This window comes from Pseudomonas sp. EL_65y_Pfl2_R96 (assembly GCF_963970905.1).
Classification (GTDB): Bacteria; Pseudomonadota; Gammaproteobacteria; order Pseudomonadales; family Pseudomonadaceae; genus Aquipseudomonas.
Genome location: NZ_CAXAQH010000009.1, coordinates 83,961 through 101,575, shown reverse-complemented (window position 1 = coordinate 101,575; position 17,615 = coordinate 83,961). Strand labels below are relative to the sequence as shown.

At 60.1% G+C, this 17,615-nt stretch carries 12 protein-coding genes, 1 other RNA gene and 1 pseudogene; 10 read left to right on the top strand and 4 right to left on the bottom strand.

The genetic code is table 11. From position 1 onward, the window contains the following. Nucleotides 1-202 precede the first annotated feature (202 nt). The 6 genes from AACY49_RS12315 (at nt 203) to ffs (ending at nt 9,623) form a co-directional block, all read left to right on the top strand. Entirely contained in the window at nt 203-862 is a 660-nt protein-coding gene (locus tag AACY49_RS12315) for a GntR family transcriptional regulator (RefSeq protein ID WP_320391235.1), read from the top strand. A gap of 2 nt (nt 863-864) precedes the next feature. Then, nucleotides 865-4,353, top strand: coding sequence for a chromosome segregation protein SMC (smc, locus tag AACY49_RS12310; protein WP_339523971.1), 3,489 nt, complete (start codon nt 865-867; stop codon nt 4,351-4,353). A gap of 258 nt (nt 4,354-4,611) precedes the next feature. Then, on the top strand, nt 4,612-5,463 hold the full coding sequence (gene zipA, locus AACY49_RS12305) for a cell division protein ZipA (RefSeq protein WP_258696756.1): 852 nt from the start codon (nt 4,612-4,614) through the stop codon (nt 5,461-5,463). Between the two features lie 155 nt (nt 5,464-5,618). Then, nucleotides 5,619-7,976 carry an NAD-dependent DNA ligase LigA gene (gene ligA / locus AACY49_RS12300; protein ID WP_339523968.1) on the top strand — a complete coding sequence of 786 codons (2,358 nt, stop codon included), beginning with the start codon at nt 5,619-5,621 and terminating at the stop codon, nt 7,974-7,976. A 187-nt stretch (nt 7,977-8,163) separates the two neighbouring features. Beyond that, nucleotides 8,164-9,327, top strand: coding sequence for a zinc-binding metallopeptidase family protein (locus AACY49_RS12295; RefSeq protein WP_339523966.1), 1,164 nt, complete (start codon nt 8,164-8,166; stop codon nt 9,325-9,327). A gap of 199 nt (nt 9,328-9,526) precedes the next feature. Next, nucleotides 9,527-9,623: signal recognition particle sRNA small type (gene ffs, locus AACY49_RS12290), an RNA gene on the top strand. A gap of 185 nt (nt 9,624-9,808) precedes the next feature. On the opposite strand, the gene AACY49_RS12285 is transcribed toward ffs, so the two are convergent. Further along, nucleotides 9,809-10,123, bottom strand: a complete 315-nt coding sequence (locus tag AACY49_RS12285; protein ID WP_258696753.1) for a helix-turn-helix domain-containing protein — start codon at nt 10,121-10,123, stop codon at nt 9,809-9,811. 407 nt (nt 10,124-10,530) lie between these two features. Between AACY49_RS12285 and AACY49_RS12280 the strand changes: the two genes are divergently transcribed. Further along, nucleotides 10,531-12,291, top strand: coding sequence for a putative bifunctional diguanylate cyclase/phosphodiesterase (locus tag AACY49_RS12280; protein ID WP_339523964.1), 1,761 nt, complete (start codon nt 10,531-10,533; stop codon nt 12,289-12,291). A gap of 63 nt (nt 12,292-12,354) precedes the next feature. On the opposite strand, the pseudogene AACY49_RS31805 reads toward AACY49_RS12280, so the two are convergent. After that, nucleotides 12,355-12,528: pseudogene (locus tag AACY49_RS31805) on the bottom strand (amino acid ABC transporter substrate-binding protein); the annotation flags it as partial. A gap of 272 nt (nt 12,529-12,800) precedes the next feature. Between AACY49_RS31805 and dnaX the strand changes: the two are divergent. From dnaX to recR, 3 genes are all read left to right on the top strand, one after another. Then, on the top strand, nt 12,801-14,888 hold the full coding sequence (dnaX, locus tag AACY49_RS12270; RefSeq protein ID WP_339523963.1) for a DNA polymerase III subunit gamma/tau: 2,088 nt from the start codon (nt 12,801-12,803) through the stop codon (nt 14,886-14,888). Nucleotides 14,889-14,955: 67 nt separating this feature from the next. Next, entirely contained in the window at nt 14,956-15,294 is a 339-nt protein-coding gene (locus tag AACY49_RS12265; protein WP_008028561.1) for a YbaB/EbfC family nucleoid-associated protein, read from the top strand. A 325-nt stretch (nt 15,295-15,619) separates the two neighbouring features. Beyond that, entirely contained in the window at nt 15,620-16,222 is a 603-nt protein-coding gene (gene recR, locus AACY49_RS12260; protein WP_258696750.1) for a recombination mediator RecR, read from the top strand. A 22-nt stretch (nt 16,223-16,244) separates the two neighbouring features. Here recR and AACY49_RS12255 read toward each other — a convergent pair whose 3' ends face one another. Together AACY49_RS12255 and fnr are read right to left on the bottom strand one after the other, a co-directional pair. After that, entirely contained in the window at nt 16,245-16,793 is a 549-nt protein-coding gene (locus tag AACY49_RS12255) for an adenine phosphoribosyltransferase (protein ID WP_320391229.1), read from the bottom strand. A 79-nt stretch (nt 16,794-16,872) separates the two neighbouring features. Next, nucleotides 16,873-17,607 carry a fumarate/nitrate reduction transcriptional regulator Fnr gene (gene fnr / locus AACY49_RS12250; protein WP_258696748.1) on the bottom strand — a complete coding sequence of 245 codons (735 nt, stop codon included), beginning with the start codon at nt 17,605-17,607 and terminating at the stop codon, nt 16,873-16,875. Nucleotides 17,608-17,615 lie beyond the last annotated feature (8 nt).

Below are 17,615 nucleotides of genomic sequence, written 5' to 3'. Positions count from 1 at the left end.
TTCGGTCAATGATTTTCTGACTTAAGGGTCAGGAAAAGGCATTTTGTCGATCAACGACTCGTTCCTTCATTATTGACCCTCACGCGATAGCCTGCTTTTTGCGTGAATCGTGCCAAAAACCGCTGGGTGGGCACTCCGCCATGACCCATCAATTGCGCTACACTGCGCCGCTTGTGCAGATCGAAGAGTTTGAAGGAAAACCATGACGTTCAAGGCGCCGGACAGCCTCGCCGAGCAAATCGCTCACCACCTCGCCGAACGTATCATTCGCGGCGAAATGAAGCCGGGGGAGCGCATCCAGGAACAGAAGGTCACGCTGGCCCTCAATGTCAGCCGCGGTTCAGTCCGTGAGGCCTTGCTGATCCTCGAGCGCCGCCACTTGATCGCGATTTTGCCGCGACGTGGCGCCCATGTGACCGAGCTGACGGCGCACAAGGTGCAGAGCCTGTGCACGCTGATGAGCGAGCTGTACATCCTGCTTGGCAACGCCGTGGCCAGCGGCTGGCAAGTCCAGGCCGACATGGCGCCGTTCGTGCAGATCCAGCAGCGCCTGACCGCCAGCTACGAGCGCCAGGATATCCGCACCTTCGTCGACGACAGCTTCAGCGTGATGCGCGCTGCGTATCCGTTCGCCAATAACCCGTACTTGCAGGAAACCGTCGAGAATCTGCAGCCGGCCATGAGCCGCGCGTATTTCCTCGCACTGGACCAGCGCAAGGCCTCGATGAGCGAGTTTCTGGAGCTGTTCGAACGCTTGCTCGCCGCCGTGCTGGCCCGTGACTTTGCGCAGATCCGTGTGGTGCTGACGGCGTATGCCCAGCGCAGTTGCGATCTGGTGGTTTCTGCCTTGACGGTCGCTTAAGCGTGCGGCTCAAGTGCATTAAGCTGGCGGGGTTCAAATCCTTCGTCGACCCAACCACGGTGAACTTCCCCAGTAACATGGCGGCGGTGGTCGGGCCCAATGGTTGCGGCAAGTCGAACATCATCGACGCCGTGCGTTGGGTGATGGGCGAGAGCTCGGCCAAGAACCTGCGCGGCGAGTCGATGACCGACGTCATCTTCAACGGCTCCACCAGCCGCAAACCGGTGAGCCAGGCGAGCATCGAGCTGGTGTTCGATAACTCCGACGGCACCCTGCTCGGCGAATGGGCTGCTTATGCGGAAATTTCCATTCGCCGCAAAGTAACCCGCGACAGCCAGACCACCTACTACCTCAACGGCACCAAGTGCCGCCGCCGCGATATCACCGACATCTTTCTGGGTACCGGCCTCGGCCCGCGCAGCTATTCGATTATCGAGCAGGGGATGATCTCCAAGCTGATCGAGTCCAAGCCCGAAGACCTGCGTAACTTTATCGAAGAAGCGGCGGGCATTTCCAAGTACAAGGAGCGCCGACGCGAAACCGAAAACCGCATCCGTCGCACCCACGAAAACCTTGCCCGCCTGACCGACCTGCGCGAAGAGCTCGAGCGTCAGCTTGAACGCTTGCACCGCCAGGCCGAGGCCGCCAAGAAGTATCAGGAATACAAGGGCGAAGAGCGTCAGCTCAAGGCCCAGCTGTCGGCTCTGCGCTGGCAGGCGTTGAACGAGCAGGTCGGCCAGCGCGAGTCGATCATCGGCACCCAGGAAATCACCTTCGAAGCCCTGGTGGCCGAGCAGCGCAACGCCGACGCGGCCATCGAGCGCCTGCGTGACGGGCATCACGACTTGTCCGAGCGCTTCAATCTGGTGCAGGGGCGTTTCTATTCGGTCGGCGGCGACATCGCCCGGGTCGAGCAGAGCATCCAGCACGGTCAGCAGCGCTTGCGTCAATTGCAGGACGACCTGAAAGAAGCCGAGCGCGCACGGCTGGAAACCGAGTCTCACTTGGGCCACGACCGCACCTTGCTGCTGACCTTGGGTGAAGAGCTGGACATGCTCACGCCGGAACAGGAAGTCACCAGCGCCGCCGCCGAAGAAGCGGCTGCCGCGCTCGAAGAATCCGAAACCACCATGCACGGCTGGCAGGAGCAGTGGGACACCTTCAACCTCACCGCCGCCGAGCCGCGCCGTCAGGCCGAAGTTCAGCAGTCGCGGATCCAGCAGCTGGAAACCAGCATGGAGCGTTTGGCCGATCGCCAGAAGCGTCTTGGCGAAGAGCGCGCGTTACTTTCTGCGGACCCGGAAGACGCGGCGATCATGGAACTCAGCGAGCAGTTGGCCGCGTCCGAGGCCACGCTCGAAGACTTGCAGGCCAGTGAAGAAGCGCAAGTCGAACGCCTCGAGCAACTGCGTCAGGAATTGCAGCAAGCGCTCTCGGCGCAGCAGCAGGCGCAGGGTGATTTGCAGCGGCTCAACGGGCGTCTCGCATCGCTTGAGGCCTTGCAGCAAGCCGCGCTCGATCCGGGTACCGGCACCGCCGAATGGCTGCGCGAACAGCATCTGGCGGATCGTCCGCGTCTGGCCGAAGGCCTGAAGGTCGAGGCCGGTTGGGAGCTGGCGGTGGAAACCGTACTCGGTGCCGACCTGCAAGCGGTGCTGGTGGATGACTTCGGTGATTTCGATCTGGCCGGGTTTGCCCAAGGCGATTTGCGTTTGCTCAGCCCGGCCAGCGATGGCGCGCGCGTGCCCGGCAGTTTGCTCGACAAGGTCGAGGCGCAGATCGATCTGTCGCCGTGGCTGGGGCAGGTCAAGCCGGTCGACAGCCTTGAGCAGGCCTTGGCCTTGCGCGGGCAATTGGCCGCCGGGCAAAGCCTGATCAGCCGCGACGGTTACTGGGTCGGCCGACACTTCTTGCGTGTGCGCCGGGCCAGCGAAGCGGAAAGCGGCGTGCTCGCCCGTGGTCAGGAAATCCAGCGGCTGGGCCTTGAGCGCGAAGAGCGCGAAGCCACGGTCGAAACCCTGGAAACCCAACTTCAGAATCTCAGGGCGCAACAGCGTCAGCAGGAAAACGGCCGCGAACATTTGCGTCGTCTGCTGCAAGACGAAGCCCGTCAGCAAGGCGAATTGAAAGCCCAGTTGTCCGCCGGCAAAGCCAAGGTCGAACAGTTGACCCTGCGCCGCACCCGTCTCGATGAAGAGCTCACGGAGCTGAGCGAGCAGCGCGCCCTGGAACACGAAAACATCGGCGAAGCGCGCCTGCAATTGCAGGAAGCGCTCGACGCCATGGCGCTGGATACCGAGCAGCGCGAGTTGCTGCTGGCCCAGCGCGACAGCCTGCGCGAGCGTCTCGATCGGGTGCGTCAGGAAGCCCGGCAGCACAAGGACCATGCGCATCAATTGGCGGTGCGCCTCGGTTCGCTGAAGGCGCAACACGACTCGACGCGTCAGGCGCTGGAGCGGCTGGAAATGCAGTCCGAGCGCCTGACCGAGAAGCGCGAGCAGCTGAGCCTCAACCTGGAAGAGGGCGAGGCGCCGCTGGAAGAGCTGCGGCTGAAGCTCGAAGAGTTGCTCGACAAACGCATGACCGTCGACGAAGAACTCAAGACCGCGCAAATCGCCATGGAAGACGCCGACCGCGAACTGCGCGATGCGGAAAAGCGCCGTACCCAGGCCGAGCAGCAATCCCAGTTGATTCGCAGTCAGCTCGAACAGCAACGCATGGAATGGCAAGCGCTGACGGTGCGGCGCAAGACCTTGCAGGATCAATTGCTCGAGGACGGCTACGACCTCCATGGCGTGCTCGCCACGCTGGTGGCCGGGGCCAACGAGAAAGACGCCGAGGAAGAAATCGAGCGCATTGCCGCGCGGATTCAGCGCCTCGGCGCGATCAACCTCGCGGCCATCGACGAATACCAGCAGCAATCCGAGCGTAAACGTTATCTGGATGCGCAGAACGACGATCTGGTGGAAGCGCTGGACACCCTCGAGAACGTGATTCGCAAGATCGACAAGGAAACCCGAAACCGCTTCAAGGATACCTTTGATCAGATCAATGGCGGTTTACAGGCCCTTTTCCCAAAAGTTTTCGGTGGAGGACGCGCGTATTTGGAACTGACGGGCGAAGATCTACTCGATACAGGGGTAACGATCATGGCGCAGCCGCCAGGAAAGAAGAACAGCACCATCCATTTGCTCTCCGGTGGCGAAAAGGCCCTGACCGCATTGGCTCTGGTATTTGCCATCTTCAAGTTGAACCCGGCACCGTTCTGCATGCTCGATGAGGTTGACGCACCATTGGATGACGCTAACGTCGGGCGCTACGCACGGCTGGTCAAAGAGATGTCGCAGACGGTGCAGTTCATCTACATCACCCACAACAAGATCGCCATGGAAATGGCCGACCAATTGATGGGGGTGACGATGCACGAACCGGGTTGCTCGCGTCTGGTGGCAGTGGATGTGGAGGAGGCGATGGCGATGGTGGACGCTTGAGTCATTGCATGTAGGGCAAGTAATTTTGAGTTGTAGGGCTTTTTACCTGCCTTAACTTGCTGGCCATTCGACATAATTCGCGCAAGCCACTGTGACAGACGGTGTAAAGTTATCTTTGGTCGTGCTAGTTTAATGTCAATTTTTCGTATACGTGGGCAAAACGCCTGTCAGAACATAGAGTTGGCGCCACGTTTTAAAGCGGTTTACACAATGTAAACCCCTTATTTTTCAGCATTTTTTATAGAGGCACGGGATTACATGGAAATCGGTCTGCGCGAGTGGCTGATCGTCATCGGCATTATTGTCATTGCCGGTATTCTTTTCGATGGCTGGCGTCGCATGCGCGGCGGCAAGGGAAAACTGAAATTCCGTCTTGACCGAAGTCTGTCCAACTTGCCGGACGAGGACACCAGCGCCGAGCTGTTGGGCCCGCCCCGGGTGTTGGATACCCATAAAGAACCGCAACTGGACGAGCACGATCTGCCGTCGGTGAGCATGCCTGCCCGTGAACCTCGCGAGTCGGGTTCCAAGCGCGGCAAGCGTGGCCATGGCGAGCCATCGCAAGGCGACTTGAACCTCAACCTGGACCTCGATGGCGGCCCGAGCTTCAGCAGCCGTGACAACGATTTCCCGGATGACACCAAATCCGCCGGCCCGGCCGATAAAGATCAGCCGCAAGCCGAAGAAGTGCTGGTGATCAGCGTGATCTGCCGCGACCCGGCAGGCTTCAAGGGCCCGGCGCTGTTGCAGAACATTCTGGAGAGCGGTCTGCGTTTCGGCGAGATGGACATTTTCCACCGCCACGAAAGCATGGCCGGTAACGGCGAAGTCCTGTTCTCCATGGCCAACGCGGTCAAGCCGGGTGTCTTCGACCTGGATGACATCGATCATTTCAGCACTCCGGCGGTGAGCTTCTTCCTCGGCCTGCCAGGCCCGCGTCATCCGAAGCAAGCCTTCGACGTGATGGTGGCTGCGGCACGCAAACTGTCCCAGGAACTGAATGGTGAACTGAAAGACGACCAGCGCAGCGTACTGACTGCCCAAACGATTGAGCACTACCGTCAGCGCATCGTCGAGTTTGAACGTCGCGCCCTGACCCAGAAGCGCTGAGTCAAAAGATCGCAGCCTCGTTTCACTCGACAGCTCCTACAGAAAATCGCGAACCCTGTAGGAGCTGTCGAGTGAAACGAGGCTGCGATCTCTTGATCTTGATGAAATGAGATAGAGCAGCCTCGGCTGCTCTTTTGCTTTATGAGAGAACACCCATGACCGCCGCCAAAACCCGCATTCTAGAGCTGCGCGCCGAGCTCGATCAGCACAACTACCGTTACCACGTGCTGGACGAACCAAGCATTCCGGACGCCGAATACGATCGGTTGTTCCATGAGCTCAAAGCCCTCGAAGCAGCCCATCCCGAACTGATCACCAGCGACTCGCCAACCCAGCGTGTCGGCAGCGCGGCGCTGTCGGCGTTCACTCAGGTGCGTCATGAAGTGCCGATGCTCAGCCTTGGCAACGCATTCGAAGAAACCGACATGCGCGAATTCGATCGTCGGGTAACGGAAGGGCTGGACCTGCCGGTCGGTGACCTGTTCGGCGCTGGCGCGGCGGTGGAATACAGCTGCGAACCCAAGCTCGATGGTCTGGCGGTCAGCCTGCTGTATCAGGACGGTATGCTGGTGCGTGGCGCCACTCGCGGCGATGGCACCACCGGCGAAGACATCAGCGTCAATGTGCGCACCGTGCGCAATATCCCGCTCAAGCTGCATGGCAGCGGCTGGCCGGCGACCCTGGAAGTGCGCGGCGAAGTGTTCATGTCCAAGGCTGGTTTCGAGCGGCTCAACGCCACGCAACTGGAAGTCGGCGGCAAGACCTTCGCCAACCCGCGTAACGCGGCGGCGGGCAGTTTGCGGCAGCTGGATTCGAAGATCACCGCCAACCGTCCGCTGGAATTCTGCTGCTACGGTATCGGCCAGATTTCGGCGGATATTGCCGACACGCACATTGGCAATCTGCAGCAACTCAAAGCCTGGGGTATGCCGATCAGCCATGAGCTGAAACTGGCCCATGGCATCGATGAATGCCTGGATTACTACCGTGACATCGGCGAGCGTCGTATCGCGTTGCCCTATGAGATCGACGGCGTGGTGTTCAAGGTCAACAGCATTGCGTCCCAGCGCGAGCTGGGGTTTCGCGCTCGCGAACCGCGCTGGGCGATTGCCCACAAATTCCCGGCCATGGAAGAGCTCACCGAATTGCTCGATGTGGAATTCCAGGTCGGCCGCACCGGTGCCGTGACGCCGGTGGCACGTTTGAAGCCGGTCAAGGTCGCGGGTGTCACCGTGGCCAATGCGACGTTGCACAATATGGATGAAGTTGCCCGGCTGGGGCTGATGATCGGTGACACCGTGATCATCCGCCGCGCCGGTGACGTGATTCCGCAAGTGGTGCAAGTGGTCGCCGAGCGCCGTCCGGAGAATGCCCGGCCAGTACAGATTCCCGAGCAGTGCCCGGTCTGCGGTTCCCATGTCGAACGCACGCAACTGATCAAGCGCAGCAAGGGGCGCGAGACCATCAGCGAAGGCGCGGTGTATCGCTGCGTGGGTCGTCTGGCCTGCGGTGCACAACTCAAGCAAGCGATCATTCACTTCGTTTCGCGCCGCGCGATGGACATCGAAGGGCTGGGCGAGAAGAGCGTCGAGCAGCTGGTGGACGAGGGCCTGGTGAGTTCGCCGGCCGATCTCTATGCCCTGACGTTCGAGCAGATCGTCGACCTGGAAGGCTTTGCCGAGCTGTCGAGCAAGAACCTGCTCGGCGCCATCGAAGACAGCAAGCAACCAAGTCTGGCGCGGTTTATCTACGCCTTGGGCATTCCCGATGTCGGTGAAGAAACGGCCAAGGTGCTCGCACGTTCTCTCGGCTCGCTGGAGCGGGTTCAGCAGGCGTTGCCGCAGGTGCTCACGTACTTGCCGGATGTCGGGCTGGAAGTGGCTCACGAGATTCACAGCTTCTTTGAAGACGCGCATAACCGGCAGGTGATTGCCAATCTGTTGAAGCACGGCCTGCAGATTCAGGATCAGGGAGCGTTGGGTGCCGAATTCTCTGCAAGCACCACGCTTGGCGGTTTTCTCGACAAGCTGAGCATTTCTTCGGTCGGGCCGGGCGGGGCGCAGAAGCTTGCCGACAAATTCGGCTCGCTTGAAGCAGTGATGAGTGCTGATTGGCTGGACATGCGTCAGGCGTTGCCGGAGAAGCAGGCTACCTCGGTTCGGGAGTTCTTTGCAGTGACGCAAAACCGTCAGCTCGCCGACGCCGCTGAAAAGCAGCTGCGCGATTTCGGCATGCATTGGCAGAGCGAGAAAAAAGTTGTCGAAGGATTGCCGCTGGCCGGGCAGACCTGGGTGCTGACCGGTTCACTGGAGCTGATGAGTCGCGACGTTGTCAAGGACAAACTTGAAAGCCTCGGCGCCAAGGTGGCCGGTTCGGTGTCGGCCAAGACCCATTGCGTGGTCGCCGGGCCGGGCGCGGGCTCGAAGCTGGCCAAGGCCAATGAGCTGGGGTTGAAGGTGCTGGATGAAGAAGCGTTTGTGGCTCGTCTGAAGGAATACAACATCTCGATCTAACAGAGACCTGTGGCGAGGGAGCTTGCTCCCGTTCGGCGGCGAAGCCGTCGCAAGACCTGCGTATGTCTGACAAATCGCGGTTGTTGGTTCTGGGGCCGCTACGCAGCCCAACGGGAGCAAGCTCCCTCGCCACAAGATCTTCGGGTGGGAATGATCTAGTCTTCGCAGGCCCCAGGGAGAGATCGCCATGTACCGCTTCTTCGAACAGCTCAGCTCGCGCATCGCCGCGCCCGTCATGGGAGAGCATTCGCGCAATGGCAAGGTCTGGCATTGTCGCTGCGGGCAGTCGCTGTTCTTTCGCAACAGCCAGTGCCTGGCCTGCTCGGCGGCGCTGGGCTATCAGCCGCAGCAGAGTCGCTTGTCGTCGTTGCAATCTGGCCCGCAAGTGGATATCTGGTTGCTCGACGCCGATCCTGACGCCGGTGTGTTCCGCCGTTGCGCCAATCTCGATTCCCCGGCCGCCTGCAACTGGCTGCTGCCGGCCAATGATCATGACGGGTTGTGCATCGCCTGTAGCCTGAATCGCACCATCCCCGATCTGTCGGTCCCGGAAAATCACGAGCGCTGGCGTAAAGTGGAAATCGCCAAGCGTCGTCTGGTGGCGCAGTTGCTCAGTCTGGGCTTGCAGGTCATTCCGAAAGCCGTGGACGAAGAGACCGGTCTGGCCTTCGATTTCATCGGTATCGACCTCAAAGGCAAAACGCCGACCACCGGGCATGCCAACGGTTTGATCACCCTCGATATCAAAGAGGCCGACGACGCCCACCGCGAGCAGGTTCGCGTGCAAATGCACGAACCCTATCGCACGCTGCTGGGGCATTTTCGCCATGAAACAGGGCATTACTATTGGGATCGGCTGGTCGCCAACAGCGGTTGGCTGGAACCGTTCCGCAGCCTGTTCGGCGACGAGCGTGAGCGTTATGCCGAGTCCCTCGATCGGCATTACCGGCAAGGCGCGCCGCTCGACTGGCAGCAACATTACGTCAGCGCCTACGCCACCATGCACCCCTGGGAAGACTGGGCGGAAACCTGGGCTCACTACCTGCACATGATGGATGCGGTGGACACTGCGCTGGGTTTTGGCATGAGTGCCCGGGAAATGGATTTCGATTACCAGCCGTTTGCGCCCAGCACGCTATTCGATCCGCAGCACCCCGGCGCCCCGGCGTTCCTGTCGTTCGTCAATGCATGGATCGAACTGGCCGGCATGCTCAATGAATTGTCACGCAGCATGGGCCAGCCGGATTTCTATCCGTTCGTCCTGCCATCGGCGGTGATTGCCAAGTTGCACTTCATTCACTTGGTGATCCAGCAAGAGGGCGGCAGGGCGGATGAGGTGTTGGCGCAATAGGATCAAAAGATCGCAGCCTTCGGCAGCTCCTTGATGTGCGCCGATCCATGTAGGAGCTGCCGCAGGCTGCGATCTTTTAAGGTCGGCGCATGTCCTTGAAGCGGCTCATATTTTTTAATCCGCCCGAACGGTTGTAACTTCGTCTCAGATAGGTACAATGGCGCGGCTCGCCGTCAGGTGAGCGTCGTTATGGTGACCCCATCGGTCCCCCCGCAACGATTACCCGTGAACCTGGTCAGAGCCGGAAGGCAGCAGCCACAGCGGGAACATTGTGTGCCGGGGTGTGGCTGGTGGGGTTGCCTCCATAACGCAACACGAACCCTCTTTCGTGTTTTCTATCTAAAAATACTGTTTTGTTTCCCCTGCCATGGAGCTCATCCAGGGCGGTGTTTCGTCGTTTCCGAATTGAAGAGCGGGATATAAAAAAGAGGCCGATCTGTCGCATTCGACAGCTCGGCCTCTTTTTTTTCATTTACTGGCACTAAGGCTTGGACAAGGCCTGGTCAACCGCTGCGATCAGCTTTCCCAGATCCTTCGGGGTGGCTTTGTGTATGACGCTGAACAGGTACGCCCGCTGTTCATCTTCGTCGCCCAGATCTGCGAAAAAGGCTTTCAGCTTCACGCCCAGCACGTCGGCTAGCAAAAACAGTGCTTCCACGCTGGGGGTATAGGTGCCGGTTTCGAAGCGGCTGATGGTTTTGGGGTCAAAACCGGTTTTTTCGCCGAGTTCAGCCTGAGTAAGCCCTGCGACCTTGCGGTAGCGTCGGATGGCCAGACCCAAACTTGAAATTTGCATCGCTCAATTCCCATTTAGAATCAAGAACTTAACGATAGATTTTTGCATTAGGCAACTGCATGATCCATCACCTTGCTTTGCAAAATGTGATGCATTTCGTAGAATCGCCGCTTCGAAGGAGGTTTTGATGAGCTGCTTTCTGAAGTTTAGGCGATATGAAACAGCCAGCATTGTCCTCCTTTGGCGGGTATATGGAGAAGCCGTTAGCGATCTGAAATCCTCGCGAAATGTTACCAGAGTCGGTGTTGCTGCCTTGCCCGAGGCCTTTGAGCCTGTTTGGTCCGGGGGCCATCAAATGCTGTTCATGGAGTGATAACGTGTCTCTGCGCAGTACGTCTCAAAACATCTCTTCCGGGCATCCTGCGCTGGTCGAGCGGTACCACCGCTAGCGACAGTGAGCCTGACTCATGGATGAGAAATACCGCAGGGCCGTGGATGCTGCCGCCATTTTTTCCGAGACCGATCTGAACGGCCGGATTACCTACGTCAACGATCAATTCTGTGCTGTGTCCGGCTATAGCCGCGAGGAGTTGCTCGGGCAGAACCATAGCTTGCTGAACTCCGGCCTGCATTCCGCTGATTTCTTCGCCGCCATGTGGCGCACCATCGCCCTGGGCAATATCTGGAAGGGCGAAATCTGTAATCGCGCCAAGGATGGCAGCCTGTATTGGGTCGACAGCACCATGGTGCCAGTGCTCGATAATGACACCGGGTGCATTCACCGATACCTGTCGATTCGTTTCGATATCAGCGAGAAACGCCAACTGCTGCAATCCCTGCAATGGCGGGTCGGGCATGATGTGCTGACCGGGCTACCCAATCGCGCTTTCCTGTCGGATTTGCTGGATCAGGCGCTGGAATTCTCTCGGAATGAAAACATTCCGCTGGCGGTGTGCATGCTCGACCTCGACGGGTTCAAGGCGGTCAACGATGGTTACGGTCATGCCAGTGGCGATATGTTGCTGGTGGAAGTGGCCAAGCGTCTGCGCGACATTGTGCGCGGCGAAGACGTGGTAGCGCGACTGGCCGGTGACGAATTTGTGCTGGTGTTGCGTTACGTGCGTGATCTGCCGGAATTGTGCGGGGCGCTGAACCGTGTGCTGGGGGCGATCTCGGCGCCTTACACGCTGCACGGCAAGGACATCAATGTGTTCGCCAGTATCGGCGTCACCCTGTTCCCCCACGACAACGAAGATGCCGAAACCCTTCTGCGGCACGCCGATCAGGCGATGTATGTGGCCAAGCAGAGCGGGCGAAACCGCTTTCATCTGTTCGATGTTTCCCGGGATCAGGAGGTCAAGGCCACTCACCAGACCGTCGAGCGGGTGCGTCAAGCGCTGGTCGCCGGTGAGTTGCGCCTGCATTTTCAGCCCAAGGTGAACATGCGCCGTGGCGAGGTCGTCGGTTTCGAGGCATTGCTGCGTTGGGAGCATCCGCAAAACGGCATGGTGCCACCTCGGGAGTTTTTGCCGCTGGTGGAGGATACGGACCTGATCATCGATATCGGCGAATGGGTGATGGACCAGGTGCTGTCGCAGTTGCATCGTTGGCAGCAAGTGGGGCAGGGCTGGCCGGTCAGCATCAACATTGCGGCGCGACATTTTCAGCGCGCGGATTTCGTCGACCGGCTCAGGCACGTACTCGCTCGACATGCCCAGGTCGCTCCGCAGATGCTCGATCTGGAAATCGTCGAGTCGGTGGCGATCGAGAATATCCAGCATGTCAGCGCCTGTTTGCAGGCCTGTCAGGCGTTGGGGGTGCAGTTTTCCTTGGGTGACTTTGGCACGGGGTGCTCGTCCCTGAGCTACCTCAAGCGTTTACGAACCCAAACCATCAAGATCGATAAGTCGTTTGTGCGCGACATTCTGATCGATCGTGACGATCTGGCCCTGACCACGGCGGTCATTGGCCTGGCCCGGGCGTTCGACCGGCAGGTGATTGCCGAGGGGCTGGAAAGCCTTGAGCACGGTGCATTGCTGTTGCGGCTGGGATGCGACGTTGCTCAAGGCTATTTCATCGCCCGCCCCATGCCGCCCGGGGAAGTGCTGGACTGGGTGGCGGGGTTTGTCGCTCCGTTGCAATGGCAGGCACTCGACCGCGATCAAGCGCTCCCTGTAGCAGCTGCCGAAGGCTGCGCAGCAGTCGTAAATCCTGAGTTCACGGTTTAACTGAAAGACCGCAGAGCCTGTTCTGACGACGGCTACGCCGCCGAACGCAGCCTTCGGCAGCTGCTACGGGTTGGTATCAGGGATACCGGTATAGAGCCGGATGATGTCATCGATTTCCCCGGACATTTTCATTTGCAGCAACGTACGCAGAATGCGTTGTACAGGCACCTTGGGGTCGTTGCGCACATAGCAACCGACGGCTTGTTCATGCACCAGCGCCAGGCTTTGCAGTTGCTGGCCGGCCGGCCGTGCTCGATTTGCGCCATGGGCATGGCCAAACTGTCGGCCACCACGAAGCGCAACGGCGCTTCGGCGGCCGCGACGCTCAGGCTGACCCACAGCAGTGCCCCCAAGGCAAAACGCATAAATGCTCCGGAACGGCTCAATCCTGGGCCGATAAAAGCTCTTCAACATGCAGCTTAGCCAGATTAGACGAGCGCACCGGATGCAATTTTGGCCTTGCTCCGCTAGCATTAGCCGCTTCTGTTCCTTCGTTGCGACGGTTTTCGATGAGTTATCAGGTTCTTGCACGTAAATGGCGTCCGCGCTCGTTCGGCGAAATGGTCGGCCAGACCCATGTGCTCAAGGCTCTGATCAATGCCTTGGACAGCCAGCGGCTGCACCACGCGTACCTGTTTACCGGTACGCGCGGGGTCGGCAAGACCACCATCGCGCGGATCATTGCCAAATGCCTGAACTGTGAAACAGGTATCACTTCGACCCCCTGTGGCGAGTGCTCGGTGTGCCGCGAGATCGATGAAGGCCGCTTCGTCGACCTGATCGAGATCGACGCCGCGAGCCGGACCAAGGTCGAAGACACCCGCGAGCTGCTCGACAACGTGCAGTACGCGCCGAGTCGTGGGCGCTTCAAGGTCTACCTGATCGACGAAGTGCACATGCTCTCCAGCCATTCCTTCAATGCGCTGTTGAAAACCCTCGAAGAGCCGCCGCCCTACGTCAAGTTCATCCTGGCCACCACCGATCCGCAGAAACTTCCGGCAACGATTCTCTCGCGGTGCCTGCAATTCTCCCTGAAGAACATGACCCCGGAGCGGGTGGTCGAGCATCTGACCCACGTGCTGAGCGTCGAGAACGTGCCGTTCGAAGATGACGCACTGTGGCTGCTGGGCCGCGCTGCCGACGGTTCGATGCGTGACGCCATGAGCCTGACCGACCAGGCCATCGCCTTCGGTGAAGGCAAGGTGCTGGCCGCCGACGTGCGGGCAATGCTTGGCACCCTCGATCATGGCCAGGTCTACGACGTCCTGCATGCGCTGATCGAAGGCGACGCCAAGGCGTTGCTCGAGGCCGTGCGGCATCTGGCCGAACAAGGCCCGGACTGGAACGGCGTGCTTTCGGAAATTCTCAACGTGCTGCATCGCGTCGCCATCGCCCAGGCCTTGCCTGAAGGTGTCGACAACGGCCATGGCGATCGCGATCGGGTGCTGGCACTGGCCCAGGCGCTGCCGGCCGAAGACGTGCAGTTCTATTATCAGATGGGCCTGATTGGTCGCCGGGATTTGCCGCTGGCACCGGACCCGCGCGGCGGCTTCGAAATGGTCCTGCTGCGAATGCTCGCGTTCCGGCCGGCAGACACCTCGGACGCGCCGAGGCAACCGCTAAAGCCAGTGGGGATCAGCCAGGCCACAGTTGATTCCGCAAACTCAGTGGCTGCCGCGCCGGTTGTTGCGCCGGTAGTCGTTGCGGCGGTTGCACCGGCTCCGGTGGCGCCCGTGGTTACACTGGCCCCTGTCCCGGCAGTTGAGCCTGAATCAATCGCGCCCGTGGCCGTGCCTGAGCCCGAGCCTGTGGTCGAGCCCGTAGCGATCGAGGAAGTCGTTGATCTGCCCTGGAACGATCCGGTAGAGCCCGAGGTTGTCCAGCAACCCGCTGTCGAGCCGGTGCTGGAAACGGCCGGCGAACAACCCGAATTGCCACCGATGCCCATGCCGACGCCGGACAGCGTGGTGCCGGACGCCCCGGAATGGGCCGCTGCGCCGATCCCGGAGCCGTCCGTGGCCGAAGTCGATGCCGCGACGCCAGGCATGGACCCGGACGACGAGCCGCCGCTGGACGAGGATTACATCGAGCCGGACATGGATTCGGCCTACAGCTACCTCGACGATCTGGCCAGTGAGCACACCGCCGAACCTGCGCCGGAACCCGAGCCTGAACCGGCCGCGATGCCAGCCACGGGCCTGGCCCTGCAATGGCTGGAGCTGTTCCCGAAATTGCCGGTGTCCGGCATGACCGGCAGCATCGCCGCCAACTGCACGCTGATCGCCGTCGATGGCGACAACTGGCTGTTGCACCTGGACCCGGCCCACAGCGCCTTGTTCAACGCCACGCAACAACGTCGCCTCAATGATGCGCTGAACCAGTTTCATGGGCGTACGCTGACCCTGAGCATGGAGCTGATCAAGCCCGAGCAGGAAACCCCGGCCCAGGCCGCGTCCCGGCGTCGGGCCAACCGTCAGCGCGAGGCCGAGGAGTCGATCCATGGCGATCCGTTCATCCAGCAAATGATGCAGCAGTTCGGGGCGGTGGTCCGTCACGATACTATTGAACCTGTCGAGGCTCTGGTCATTCAGGGCTAATAACTGAAGGCGCTTGACCCCAACGGCCGGGCGCTGTTTTTATCCAAGTACTTTTGAGGTGATTCCCATGATGAAAGGTGGCATGGCCGGCCTGATGAAGCAGGCGCAGCAGATGCAGGAAAAAATGGCCAAGATGCAGGAAGAGCTGGCCAACGCCGAAGTCACCGGTAAAGCCGGTGGCGATATGGTCACCGTGGTAATGACCGGTCGTCACGACGTCAAGCGTGTGACCATCGACCCAAGCCTGGTCGAAGGCCTGAGCGAAGACGACAAAGAGATGCTGGAAGCTGTATTCGCCGCTGCCGTCAACGACGCTGTGCGCAAGATCGAAGCCAACAGCCAGGACAAAATGTCCGGCATGACCGCTGGCATGCAACTGCCACCGGGTATGAAACTGCCATTCTGATTCGCCAACGCGCATTGGATCGGTTACAAAAAATGCCAGGCATCGCGCCTGGCATTTTTGTTTCTGTCTGTTGGAAGTGTGGTGCCTGTGAGGCAGCCTTCGCGGGCAAGCCCGCTCCCACAGGGATCACCTAAATCCTGTGGGAGCGTGGCTTGCCCGCGATGAAGTCACCTCGGTACAACTGACGGAACATCGAACGCGACACTCCCACAAAGGTCTGCTCCCTATTCGGTCGGATTCGTCGATCAAGGAGACGCTGTTATTTGACGCTAAACAGAGGCACGGGTATAAACCGCGTCTCGTTGTTATGTCGGACTTTTTCCCCATGAGCTTCAGCCCTTTGATTCGCCAACTGATCGATGCCCTGCGAATTTTGCCGGGTGTGGGTCAGAAAACTGCCCAGCGCATGGCATTGCAACTGCTTGAGCGTGATCGTAGCGGCGGCTTGCGACTGGCCCAAGCGCTGAGCCAGGCCATGGAGGGGGTGGGCCACTGCCGCTTGTGCCGCACGCTGACCGAAGACGATCTGTGCCCGCAATGCGCTGATTCACGCCGCGACGACACCTTGCTGTGTGTGGTGGAGGGTCCAATGGACGTTTATGCGGTGGAGCAGACCGGTTTCCGCGGTCGCTACTTCGTGCTCAAGGGTCACTTGTCGCCTCTGGACGGGCTGGGGCCGGAAGCCATCGGCATTCCACAACTGATGGCGCGAATCGAAGAGGCGGGCACGTTTACCGAAGTTATCCTCGCCACCAACCCGACGGTGGAAGGCGAGGCCACGGCGCATTACATCGCCCAGTTGCTCAGCAACAAAGGCCTGATCGCCTCGCGCATCGCCCATGGTGTGCCGTTGGGTGGCGAGCTGGAACTGGTGGATGGCGGGACATTGGCGCATTCGTTTGCCGGGCGTAAGCCGATTGCCTTGTAGCGCCTAAACTGACGCCTTCGCGTTACTTATCGCTCAACGCAAACTGCGTCAGGCAAAACGTCGGAATCCCCATGTCTTCCAGGCGCTGTGAGCCACCCAGCTCCGGCAAGTCAATGATCGCCGCCGCTTCATGCACCCGCGCGCCCATGCGCCGGATCAGGTTGGCCGCCGCAATCAGGGTGCCGCCGGTGGCGATCAGGTCATCGAACATCACCACCGAATCGCCCTCGCACAGGCTGTCGGCGTGGACTTCGAGGAAGGCTTCGCCGTACTCGGTCTGATAACCCTCGGCCAGCACGTCGGCGGGCAATTTGCCCTGCTTGCGGAATAGCACCAGCGGCTTGTTCAACTGGTAGGCCAGGATCGAACCGATCAGAAAGCCACGGGCATCCATGGCGCCGATGTGGGTGAAGTCGGCCTCGACGTAACGATGGGCAAAGCTGTCCATCACCAGGCGCAGGGCCGTGGGCGACTGGAACAGTGGGGTGATGTCGCGAAAGATCACGCCCGGCTTGGGGAAGTCGATCACGGGGCGGATCAGGGATTTGATGTCGAAGGAGTCGATGACCATCGTCGAAGTGTCCTGGCGGGCTGCAAACGTCGCAGTATAACGGCGGCTGAACCGTTTCGCTCAGCCGCCGTCGCCAGGATCAGCCGTCGATCGAGCCGCCGGCCAGGGCGCAGAGCTGGATCGGGTCGAGGATGTGCACTTCCTTGCCCTCGGCGGCGATCAGTTCGTTTTGCTGGAAGCGGGTGAACACCCGGGACACGGTTTCCACCGCCAGGCCCAGGTAATTGCCGATTTCGTTGCGCGACATGCTCAGCCGGAACTGGTTGGCCGAGAACCCCCGGGCGCGGAAACGTGCCGACAGGTTGACCAGGAAGGTGGCGATGCGCTCGTCGGCGGTTTTCTTCGACAGCAGCAACATCATTTGCTGATCGTCACGAATTTCGCGGCTCATCACCCGCATCAACTGACGGCGCAGTTGTGGCAATTGCAGGGCCAGTTCGTCGAGGTGTTCGAAAGGAATTTCGCACACCGAGGTGGTTTCCAGGGCTTGCGCCGAAACCGGATGTTTTTCGGTGTCCATGCCTGACAGGCCGACCAGTTCACTCGGCAAATGGAAACCGGTGAGCTGTTCTTCGCCGCCATCGCTCAGGCTGAAGGTCTTCAGGGCGCCGGAGCGTACTGCATAAACGGAATCGAACGTGTCGCCCTGGCGAAACAGGAACTCGCCTTTTTTCAGCGGTCGGCCACGTTTGACGATTTCGTCCAGCGCATCCATGTCTTCCAGATTCAGAGAAAGTGGAAGGCAGAGAGGGGCCAGGCTGCAATCCTTGCAATGGGCCTGGTTATGAGCGCGCAGTTTTACTGGCTCGGACATTTCTTTAA

Coding starts and splice junctions, on each gene's coding strand:
- AACY49_RS12315 (WP_320391235.1), top strand. CDS start 203: ATGACGTTCAAGGCGCCGGACAGCCTCGCCGAGCAAATCGCTCACCAC.
- zipA (WP_258696756.1), top strand. CDS start 4,612: ATGGAAATCGGTCTGCGCGAGTGGCTGATCGTCATCGGCATTATTGTC.
- ligA (WP_339523968.1), top strand. CDS start 5,619: ATGACCGCCGCCAAAACCCGCATTCTAGAGCTGCGCGCCGAGCTCGAT.
- AACY49_RS12295 (WP_339523966.1), top strand. CDS start 8,164: ATGTACCGCTTCTTCGAACAGCTCAGCTCGCGCATCGCCGCGCCCGTC.
- AACY49_RS12285 (WP_258696753.1), bottom strand. CDS start 10,123: ATGCAAATTTCAAGTTTGGGTCTGGCCATCCGACGCTACCGCAAGGTC.
- AACY49_RS12280 (WP_339523964.1), top strand. CDS start 10,531: ATGGATGAGAAATACCGCAGGGCCGTGGATGCTGCCGCCATTTTTTCC.
- dnaX (WP_339523963.1), top strand. CDS start 12,801: ATGAGTTATCAGGTTCTTGCACGTAAATGGCGTCCGCGCTCGTTCGGC.
- AACY49_RS12265 (WP_008028561.1), top strand. CDS start 14,956: ATGATGAAAGGTGGCATGGCCGGCCTGATGAAGCAGGCGCAGCAGATG.
- recR (WP_258696750.1), top strand. CDS start 15,620: ATGAGCTTCAGCCCTTTGATTCGCCAACTGATCGATGCCCTGCGAATT.
- AACY49_RS12255 (WP_320391229.1), bottom strand. CDS start 16,793: ATGGTCATCGACTCCTTCGACATCAAATCCCTGATCCGCCCCGTGATC.
- fnr (WP_258696748.1), bottom strand. CDS start 17,607: ATGTCCGAGCCAGTAAAACTGCGCGCTCATAACCAGGCCCATTGCAAG.